10 protein-coding genes are annotated in these 10,575 nt (G+C 30.2%); 2 read left to right on the top strand and 8 right to left on the bottom strand.

The window, feature by feature from the left end:
* The 5 genes from B5D15_RS14580 to B5D15_RS14560 form a co-directional block, all read right to left on the bottom strand.
* The coding region (locus B5D15_RS14580) for a transposase (RefSeq protein WP_179122332.1) at window positions 1-264 on the bottom strand (264 nt) is incomplete at its 3' end.
* A gap of 193 nt (window positions 265-457) precedes the next feature.
* Entirely contained in the window at window positions 458-1,810 is a 1,353-nt protein-coding gene (locus B5D15_RS14575) for a DUF4340 domain-containing protein (protein WP_179122335.1), read from the bottom strand.
* Complete coding sequence (locus tag B5D15_RS14570) at window positions 1,807-3,222, bottom strand: GldG family protein (RefSeq protein WP_179122334.1); 1,416 nt, start codon at window positions 3,220-3,222, stop codon at window positions 1,807-1,809. The genes B5D15_RS14575 and B5D15_RS14570 overlap by 4 nt, the downstream gene beginning before the upstream one ends.
* A 14-nt stretch (window positions 3,223-3,236) precedes the next feature.
* Window positions 3,237-4,100: an ABC transporter permease gene (locus B5D15_RS14565; protein ID WP_078697835.1), complete on the bottom strand. Its 864-nt coding sequence runs from the start codon at window positions 4,098-4,100 to the stop codon at window positions 3,237-3,239.
* Between the two features lie 13 nt (window positions 4,101-4,113).
* Entirely contained in the window at window positions 4,114-5,076 is a 963-nt protein-coding gene (locus B5D15_RS14560) for an ABC transporter ATP-binding protein (RefSeq protein WP_078697834.1), read from the bottom strand.
* Between the two features lie 471 nt (window positions 5,077-5,547).
* Here B5D15_RS14560 and rbr point away from each other — a divergent pair, with 471 nt between their 5' ends.
* Window positions 5,548-6,132, top strand: a complete 585-nt coding sequence (gene rbr, locus B5D15_RS14555; RefSeq protein WP_078697833.1) for a rubrerythrin — start codon at window positions 5,548-5,550, stop codon at window positions 6,130-6,132.
* 156 nt (window positions 6,133-6,288) lie between these two features.
* Here the strand turns inward: rbr and pdxT are convergent, their stop codons facing one another.
* The 3 genes from pdxT to B5D15_RS14540 form a co-directional block, all read right to left on the bottom strand.
* Window positions 6,289-6,864, bottom strand: coding sequence for a pyridoxal 5'-phosphate synthase glutaminase subunit PdxT (gene pdxT / locus B5D15_RS14550; RefSeq protein WP_078697832.1), 576 nt, complete (start codon window positions 6,862-6,864; stop codon window positions 6,289-6,291).
* 1 nt (window position 6,865) lies between these two features.
* Window positions 6,866-7,735 (bottom strand): pyridoxal 5'-phosphate synthase lyase subunit PdxS, encoded by an 870-nt coding sequence (gene pdxS, locus B5D15_RS14545; RefSeq protein ID WP_078697831.1) that lies wholly within the window; start codon window positions 7,733-7,735, stop codon window positions 6,866-6,868.
* A gap of 174 nt (window positions 7,736-7,909) precedes the next feature.
* Window positions 7,910-8,818, bottom strand: a complete 909-nt coding sequence (locus tag B5D15_RS14540) for a DMT family transporter (protein WP_078697830.1) — start codon at window positions 8,816-8,818, stop codon at window positions 7,910-7,912.
* A 323-nt stretch (window positions 8,819-9,141) separates the two neighbouring features.
* On the opposite strand from B5D15_RS14540, the gene B5D15_RS14535 reads away from it, so the two are divergent.
* Window positions 9,142-10,290 (top strand): Na+/H+ antiporter NhaC family protein, encoded by a 1,149-nt coding sequence (locus tag B5D15_RS14535; protein ID WP_179122333.1) that lies wholly within the window; start codon window positions 9,142-9,144, stop codon window positions 10,288-10,290.
* Window positions 10,291-10,575: the final 285 nt, after the last annotated feature.

The raw sequence follows: 10,575 nt of genomic DNA, 5'->3' as shown, positions 1-10,575 counted from the left end.
ATTAAAATATTGCGCATAAGAAAAATTTATACTATGCATAATCCTCGATATATCAGAGCCATTTGCATCTATAATAAAATGGGCATGATTATCCATTAAGCAGTATGCATAAACCCTGAATTCGTAAAGTTTTTGATACTTTCTAATAAAATAAAGATATTTAAGCTTATCTTTATCATCTTCAAAAAGATTTACCTCTTTTATACTTTTACACATAACATGGTATACTGCATCAAAGGATTTGACCCTTGCCATTCGTGGCATAAAAATCACCCCTGTTTTAGTATTTTTTATTATTATTACCAAAATTAAGGGGTGATATTCATGGGACAGTTAACAAGAATTATTTATTATTAAATATGATAAATTGATAATAGATTTTTGAATTAATTCTTAACTGTCCCCAAATACACTTTGATAAACTTGTTAACAAATCACTAACAGTCCCTTACCTACCTTACCTAATAGCATTTATAAATTCATTTATCTGAGACTTGCTAATTGCAAAATCTCCTTTGCCATTTATAAGCATTTTATAAAACTGTTCGTTATATGGGATAAATTCAATGTTTATATTTTTCTCTAATCCTTTATTTAATTTAAATTTAATAACAACTTCCGGCTTATTAAAGCTTTCAGTATCATTCTTTATAACTTTCTTTATTTGTGAATCTACAACAATGGTGCAATATTTGTTGTAAATGCTCAGAAAATCTTCTTCTTTCATTTCTTTCCCGTTTAGCTTATATTTGAGTTTTACTTCTGAGCTATTATCCTTTGAATCTTTTGAATCTATATTTTGCTTTTCAACTGTGAAAATGTATTTTTCATTTCCACTTATTACAGTCATTTCATTAATATTAGCTACCAATGGATTTACAGGACATGCACTTATTATATCAAAGGCTTTTACATCAAACTTTTTATAATCTTCCATAGACATCATATATACTGAGTTATTATCTGATACCTTAAAATATATACTTTCATTTCCAACCATATTTCCAAATATCATACTCTTTTGGTTATTTCCTTCAATAACGATAACCTCTTTTGAAGGCTTATTTAATCCATATTTTGAAAAATCCTTACAGTTATCTTCAACAAAATTTTCAATATATATATTTTTCAAGGCATCTATAATTATATATACTTTATCATAATCAACACTAACACCATTTCCATAGGGTTGTGAAATAACCCACCTGTTCTCATCTTCTAATTTTAGTTCCACATTATTCCCTGCCGTTAATATTTTTATTCCTGAAACATTATCATTTGCTAAAGATAGTTGTTTATCTCTTAAATCCTCTAATCTTTTAAGCAAAAGTTTTCCTGTTGTATCGGAAATAGTATAAACTTTTCCCTCATATTCTGCATAATAGCTGCTTCCTCCTGGAGCAGCATCTCCTAATAAAAGCTTTCTACTCGTTCCATCCTTAAGATTAACAATACATTGCCCATTAGGATTATCTAATCCATATCTTTTAAAATCCTCTTTATTTTCTGATATCAATCTTATAGCCTCAACATTAGAAATCATATTTACTATATCTTCAATCGCACTTTTATCCATTTTATAGTTTACATTTAACACATCATAACTGCCGTTATTGTTCTTTATCGAAAAGCTTTCCTTACTATTTTCAATTTTTATTTCATCTATATTGCTTTTGTCTAATTTAAAAAGCTCTATTGTATCAGCTTTACTTTCTTCCTTTTTATTATCATACATAACCTTTGCAGCATAAACACCTAAAACAATTCCTAAAACTAATAAAAGCAGAATTATTTTATTGTATGACTTCATAGGTTCTTCCTCCTTATGCATATAACAATGCCGCTTACAAGTATTATAACAGGTATTACGATTACAACAAGTCCAGAGAATAATAGCTGTTTTGCACCGCTAAGCTGCAGATAATTTGATGATAAATCCTTTGGAGTCACTGATATATTTTGAGTGTTACTTTCAAGCCAATTTATGCTGTTTAAAAGCAAATCAGTATTTCCAATTCCGTTTGCTGTAAGACTCTCATCAACAAAATTGCTGCTTGAAACAATAACAATTTTAGGATTTTTATCATCTTTTCCTATTTCATCGGTAATTGCACTGGCAACAACAAAAGGTCCAGTTAAATCACTCTTTTCCTTATCTAAAACTTCACTTTGAAGGTTTGTTTTTGCATAAGACTCATCAGAAGTTTTTAAAAGAGGATCTATCTTTACTGTGTGCCTTACAATGTCTAAATTAGTTATAGGATGTGCAGCTCTTAAAACAATAGGATATTTTGAATTTGTAATTGGTTCAGTTATACTGTGATTTAAATTGTCTGGAATTATATATAAGGGATTTTGCAAGCTGTTTGAACTGCTTCCTTCAATAATTAAAGCGCTTTCTAATTTAACCCCGTAGTTTGAAAGAAGCTTATTTAAATTTGCAGGCTCATTTTTCATAATAGGAGCTGAAATAAAAACATGCCCTCCGCTTTGTAAAAAACTTTGCACTTTAGAAATTTCATCGGGTGTTAAATCTATCTTGGGCCCCATAATCATAAGCATTCCCTTATCCGCCTCAATGCTATCCGTTAATAGATTTACATTTTTTATTTCATAGTTTTGATTTTCAAGGGAATTTACAACATTATTCGGAAGGCTGTCCTCATTATGCCCTTGTACATTATATATTAATAATCTTTTATCTGAAGTTACATAAACTATAGCTCCAGTAATATTTTGTTCTGCTGTTAAGGATTGGCTGTAATCAGAATAGCTCACAAGGTCACTATATGATAAAACCTTAAACTTATTTCCACATTCAACTATTAAATTCCCTTCTCCTATGCTGCCATCCTTATCGTATTTTTTTACAAATTCAGGATAAAGCTCAGGATCCTTATACTGTATCTTTATTTTATCATTAACTTTTTCATATTGATTTAATATTTGTTTTATCGCCTTATCCTCTTGACCCGCCTGATAAAGAGCTATAATATTCACATCCTTATTTATTGACTCTAAAATCTTTTTACTCTGATCTGACAATGTATAAAGTTTGTTTTTAGTAAGGTCAAACTTAATATTAAATTTGCCAACTAATAAGTTAATTGCAACAACAATACATATTATTATTACAGTTGAAAGAGCAGCATAGCTTCCCTGTTTAAATTTTTTATCCTTAAAAGATGAATTCATCTTTGATATAAAATCTAATTTTCTCATTTTATGCCTCCTTCTTAGCTCCATCGTTTTTTATCGATTGATTTTACTGTTAAAAGCAAAAACACAAATATAAAAGATAAATAGTAAACTACGGAGCTTACATCAAAAACTCCTCCTGAGAAAGAATCAAATCTTGTAAGTACGGACATCCAATTTAAAAAATTTGCTATGAATCCTTCAAAAAAGCTTTTTTTTGTAAAATAAACAGTAAATACTATTAATAATCCTATGATACCTGCTACTCCACTAAAATAAGGATTTTTAACTGTTGAATTTATTATAATTACAATTAAAGCTGTCAATATCAATGCAAATATTAATCCTGATTTTATGCCGCTTTGAACGTTTTGAGTTATCCATTCCATAATCCACAAAATAAGAAGAGCACCAAAGGTTCCTATTGCAGAGCTGATTTGATTCTCTGTAAGAGAAGATATAAATGTTCCAACTGCTATAAAGCTGCATCCTATAAGGAAGAAACCTATATATGTGCATAAGACTTCACTTGGAGCAATATAACCATTAAATTTAATTATTAGAGGGTATATTAAAGTAATAACTAAAGTAATAAAAAACAAAGTTGCTGATGCTAAAAATTTTCCAAAAACTATATCCCATATGCTAATGGGAGAGGTTAATAGAAGCTGCTCTGTCTTATTCTTTTTTTCCTCACTTAAAGTTCTCATTGTAAGTATAGGTACAAGAAAAAGAAATATAAAAACAATAGTATTAAGCACATTAACATAATTCCCATCATTTTGCAATAAATTCATAAGAGAAAAGAAAATGCCGCTTATCAGCAGGAATACTCCCATAAAAACATATCCTATAGGAGTTGTAAAATATGATTTTAATTCACGTCTAAAAACAGCTAACATAAATCCGCCTCCTTTAATTTGTTTTGTTTTCTTCTTTTCCCGTAACTTGGAGGAAAATATCTTCAAGGTCAAATTTTTGCTCAACCATCATAAGTATAGGACGTCTTTTTTCCGCTGCTAACATAAAAACATCTTCCCTTATATCTTTTCCCTTTTCTGACTCAACAACAATATCAATAGTATCTATCTCAATCTCTTCCTGTTTTGCATTATTAATTATACTTACATTCTTAACGCCTGATATTTTAAGTAAATCATCGATAATGGATTTATCAGATTTTACTTTTAGCTGCAGTTTTCTGCTGCCTTCAATATGGCTTCTAAGTTCCAAAGGAGTACCACTTGCTACAATTTCACCTTTATTTATTATGATTATTCTATTACATACTGCCTCAATTTCAGATAAAATATGTGAGCTTAAAAATACTGTGCGATTTTCTCCTATACTTTTTATAAGATTCCTAATTTCGATTATCTGAACTGGGTCAAGGCCTGAAGTTGGTTCATCAAGTATAAGAATTTCAGGATTTCCAACAAGAGCCTGAGCTATACCTACTCTTTGCCTGTAACCCTTTGAAAGATTTTTTATAAGCCTGTTTTTTACATCACCAATTTTTACCGTTTCAATTATTTCATTTATAGCCTTTTCCTTAGCTGAAATATCAGCTTTTTTAATATTGTATACAAAGTCTAAGTACTCCCCTACCGTCATGTCCATATAAAGAGGAGGAACATCAGGAAGATACCCAATTTTTTTCTTAACAGCCGATGAATTTTCAATTATATCAAGACCATCAATTTCAACGCTTCCCTGTGAAGGAGACATATAACCCGTTATAATATTAAGGGTTGTGGTTTTCCCTGCTCCATTAGGTCCTAAAAAACCTACTATTTCTCCCTTATCGATCTGAAAGTTTACATTTTTTATTGCAACATGTTTTCCATAAATTTTTGTAAGGTTTAAAGCCTTTATCAAATTTTTCCCTCCCAACTATCTATAATAATAAACAATTCCATTTTCTACTATAAACATTTTTTATATAAAATTAATGACAAAAGAATTAACAAATTGAAAATTTTTTGGGGACGGTTAACAATTATCATCAATTTATCTTAATTTATTTTTGCTTCAAAAAGATTTTCTTTTAGGAACATATGGGGGACAGTTAACAATTATTGTTAGTTTGGACTCTCATATCTATATGTGATTACCTTAAATTAAGCTTTGATAAATTATCAGAAAAACTAAAAATTGTGTTTGTTATAAACTTACAGTGTATACTATATGATATTTAATATTAAATATCTAAAAGTCAAAACTATTTTTTCATACCTTTCTTCACACCGCAAAATGTTTAAATATTCATAATTTTATTTTTATTGCTATTCAAAAGATTTTGATTTAATGGTAATATATATAAAAGAATTTAAAAGGAGGTAAGTTTGTATGAAATCTTTAAAGGGGACTAAAACTGCTGAAAATTTAATGAAAGCTTTTGCTGGGGAATCACAGGCCAGAAACAGATATACATATTACTCATCGACTGCTCAAAAGGAAGGATTTGTCCAAATATCAAAACTATTTTTAGAAACTGCAGATAATGAGAAAGAACATGCTAAAAGATTTTTTAAATTTTTAAACGAAAGCTTAAAAGGAGAAGCAGTTGAAATCAACGCAGGTTATCCTGTAGCACTGGGCGATACTAAATTTAATCTTTTATCAGCTGCAAAAGGTGAAAATGAAGAATGGTCAGAGCTTTATCCAGAATTTGCAAAAGTTGCTGAGGAAGAGGGTTTCCCTGAAATAGCAGAAGTTTTTAGAAAGATAGCAGATGTAGAAAAACATCATGAAATAAGATATAGAAAACTTTATGACAATTTAGAAAATGGAAATGTATTTAAAAAAGATAATATCGTTAAATGGAAATGCAACAATTGCGGTTATATACATGAAGGGAACGAAGCGCCTTTAGTTTGCCCAGCCTGCGCCCACCCACAAGGCTATTTTGAAGTATTCGTTGAAGCATATTAAAGTTAAATTATAGAGTTTTAAAACAGTACTATTAATTTTAATAGTACTGTTTTTTTATATCGATAAGATGTACTTCTATGCATCTATATTTTACAAGTTAAAAAAGAACAGCTAACAATATCAAAAATTGTTAACCGTCCCTCATTACTGAAACTTCTAAAAGTATTCTTTACACATATTTAAAAAATACCTGTGGAATTCTAAACTGCTTGACAATTCTGGATGAAAGGATGTTGCTAACATGTTTCTCTCACGGGCAGCAACTATTTTTCCATCAATTTCGAATATCACATCAACTTCCCTTCCTGTTTCAACTATATACGGTGCTCTAATAAATATTAGCGGTATTTCTTCATTTGTAACTTTTTCTATTCTATAGCTGCAAACAAAACTATCAAGCTGGCTTCCATATGCATTCCTTCTAACCTTAATGTTCATAACTTGAAGGTGATTTCGAAAATCGTTTTCTATCTCCTTTGCTAAAAGTATCATTCCCGCACAAGTCCCCCAAACAGGAAGTCCATTTAAGATTCTTTGTTTCAAAGGATTTAAAATCCCTCTTTCTCTTAAGAGAAGACCCATTGTTGTACTTTCTCCACCTGGAAGAATAATTCCATTTAGTTCATTAAGATCATTTTCCTCTTTAACTTCTACAGCATCTGCTCCCAAATTTCTTATATGATTCAAATGCTCAATAACTCCACCATGCAAAGATAAAACACCTATTTTCACTTTACCATCCTCTTTCAGATAGCTTATTATCTATTTGACTTAAATCTATTCCATACATTGCTTCTCCTAAATCCTCAGAAACTTCAGCTAACACTTTAGGATCATTATAATATGTTGTAGATAGAACAATAGCTCTTGCCCTTTTTTCAGGATTTTGAGATTTAAAAATACCCGAGCCTACAAAAACTCCTTCTGCACCAAGTTGCATCATAAGTGCTGCATCAGCTGGTGTTGCTATTCCTCCTGCAGCAAAATTTACAACTGGAAGTTTTCCTTCCTTCCATACATATTCAACTAAATCATATGGGGCAAATAAATCTTTAGCTATTGTCATAAGTTCCTCTTTAGGAGAATTCTTTATCTTTCTTATTTCATCCATTATACATCTCATATGTCTTACAGCCTCAACAACATTTCCCGTACCAGCTTCTCCCTTTGTTCTAATCATAGCAGCCCCTTCACCTATTCTTCTTAAAGCTTCCCCAAGATTCTTTGCACCACATACAAAGGGTATCTTGAAATCCCATTTATTAATATGATACTTCTCATCAGAAGGAGTTAGAACTTCACTTTCATCGATATAGTCAATACCTATCGCCTCTAGTATCTGTGCTTCTACAAAGTGTCCAATTCTCACCTTTGCCATAACAGGTATTGATACAGCAGATTTTATTTCCTTTATCATTTTAGGATCTGACATTCTGGCAACGCCACCCTGCTTTCGAATATCAGCGGGAACCCTTTCAAGCGCCATAACTGCACATGCCCCAGCTTTTTCAGCAATTTCAGCTTCTTTTGGATTTGTTACATCCATTATCACTCCGCCTTTAAGCATTTTTGCAAGATCCTTATTAAGTTGATATCTTTCCATCTAATCAACCTCCTTATAATTGTATCGATACAATTATGTTTGTTTTTATATATGCAAATTATAATATTTTATTATTAAAAATCAATATAAAACGGGGACGGTTAAGAAAAATAACTTTTAAAAAAATTAAATAATTCTTAACCGTCCCCGTTTAACATTTAAAAATAATTATATTTATTGCAAAAATAATACTACAACTCCAACAACAGAAATTATAGCTCCAAAAATTTCTTTTATTTTCACTTTTTCTTTAAAAGCAAAAACAGATAATGGTATTATAAGTACTGGCATTATGGACATAATTGCTGATGCAACTGCAACTTTAGTATTGTTGACAGCATATAGGGATAAAGATACTCCAATAAAAGGTCCAAGTATAGAACCTAATGTTATCTCAAGCATGGCTTTTTTATTTTTCAATGCATCATACGCTTCATTCCATCTGTTTGAAATTAAATATAATATCAGAAAACCAGCTATCCCTGCAATTATTCTTATTTGAGTAGCCAAGAATGGATTAGAATAATTTTTCATTCCAATTTTGCTTGCAATTAAGCCAAAAGCTTGTCCAACAGCTCCCAAGAAAGCATATAGTATTCCCTTTATAGACTTTGATAATTCAAATTTAATACCCTCTTCAGATTCATCTTTTGTTAATATAACTATCATAATTCCAATAATAACTAATGATATGCCTAAAAAAGAAATTATTCCTATCTTTTCTTTTAATATAAAATAACTAAAAAGTGCAGTTATAGGAGGAGATAGAGACATTATAAGCATTGAAACCCTCGCTCCAATCAAAACATAAGCTTGAAACAAAAACAAATCTCCAACAACAAATCCTATAATACCTGAAACTGATAAATAAACAAAAGAATGTAAGTTTGCATCAAATGGCAATATCATACCTGTTGTAAAAAAATTAAAAATACTTATTAAGAAAAATGCAATTAAAAGCCTAATTAAATTAACTGCGAAGGATCCAACTCTTTTACCAGCCATTTCAAAACATATACCATTAATCGTCCAACAAATTGCCGTAATAAATGCAGAAATTTCTCCAATATGCGCTATTTTCATTTTATCCTCCTGAATCTTCATAATAAACATATTATATAATATAAATACTATAAAATCACTACTGCAAATAATCATTAACAGTGCATGACTAAAAAATAGCCACAACGACGGAATGAAAAGTTTGTCACTTGTCAACTGGGTGGCACTTTTTTTGCGGTATACCTCCTTTATCCGGTATCTAACACTGCGTATTGTCATATATATCCAAATATGGAAATGCTATATTTCACACTAACCGTCCCTGTTTCGTTTGTTTTTTATTGAAACAAATTTTAAAAAATGTTAAACTTTTATATTATCATATTTAAACGGAGATGTCGGATATGAAAAACACGATAAATAAAACTGATGTTACTTTGATATTAACTTCTATCTTTGTAATAATAGGCGGATGTGTACTTTCAAATATTTCATTATCATATGGATTTTTGCTATGTATTTTTTTATCCTTCATACTGTTCATTAAAAAAGGTTTTTCATTTAAAGAATTATTTCATATGATAACTAAGGGATTAGGTGAGTGTAAAATTTTATATCTTTTAATTCTACTCATAGGCGCTACAGTTTCAATATGGATGTCCTCTGGAATAGTTCCTTCTATGATTTATTACGGTTTTGAATATTTAAGGGGAGTGAATTTTTTATTTGCTGCCTTTTTAATCATGTCTATAAGCGCTGTATTTATGGGTACCGCTATTGGAACCTTAAGCACAATAGGAATTGCAGTCCTTGGCATTGGAACGGGTTTTTCAATTCCATCAAACATACTGCTTGGAGTTATCGTATCTGGTGCCTTTATTGCTGACAAAATATCACCTATTTCAGGACTTTTAAATCTTACGCTTTCAACAACAAACACCAGATATAGTAAAGCCTTAAAATCCATGGCAGCAACATTAATACCTGCTTTTATCATTACATCTTTTTTATATTACCTTCTTGGCATCAAATATAGTGGAAACATAGATATATTCAGAATCAGAGAATTTCAGCATTCTATCAAAGATGTCTTTTTTATATCTCCTTATTTGTTGTTAATCCCCTTTGCAATAGTCATCATGTCTTTATTCGGGATAAAAATAATATACTCTCTGCTTATGGGACTTTTTTGTGGAATAATAATAAGCTTCAATTTACAAAAATTTACCTTCATTCAGATATTAAAATATATAATTTGGGGCTATAGAGGAAATACTCCATCTGCTAAACTAAACGGAATATTAATAAGCGGAGGAATGGTATCCATGATTGAAGTTCTTCTAATAGTAATGGGAGCAATTGCGCTCAGCAGCATATTAGAGGGCACTAAAGTTATACATTTTCTTACAGATAAAGTTATTTCTAATATAAAAAACGAGAGGGAACTTATTTTAAAAACTGGCATAATTAGCTGCATATTAACTATTGTAACTTGCGATCAAACTATGGGAATAGTTCTTCCTGCCAGAGATTTCGCACTTGAAAATTTTTAGGGCGATAAGCCCGTTGATTTATAATGGTTAAGAAATAGTAAGTAGAAATTAGGTATTTTCCGATTTTTACTGGAAAATATAGAGAAAAAAATTGCATAAAGAAAGCATCCTTTTTATAATAGTTTTACCACAAACAAACATAAAAAGGATGCTGATGAAATGAACAAAAGTTATTTAAAACAAATGCTCACTTACTTTTCTAAAGTATATCATCTTGGAGAAAAAATCAATACCTTAAATAAAAAAAGAGTGAAATCCCCATTTGAAATTTCAACGATTACATTT

The sequence above is a fragment of the Caloramator quimbayensis genome (assembly GCF_900167605.1).
GTDB classification, from domain to species: Bacteria; Bacillota; Clostridia; order Clostridiales; family Caloramatoraceae; genus Caloramator_B; species Caloramator_B quimbayensis.
This window is presented reverse-complemented; position numbering and strand designations above follow the sequence as displayed.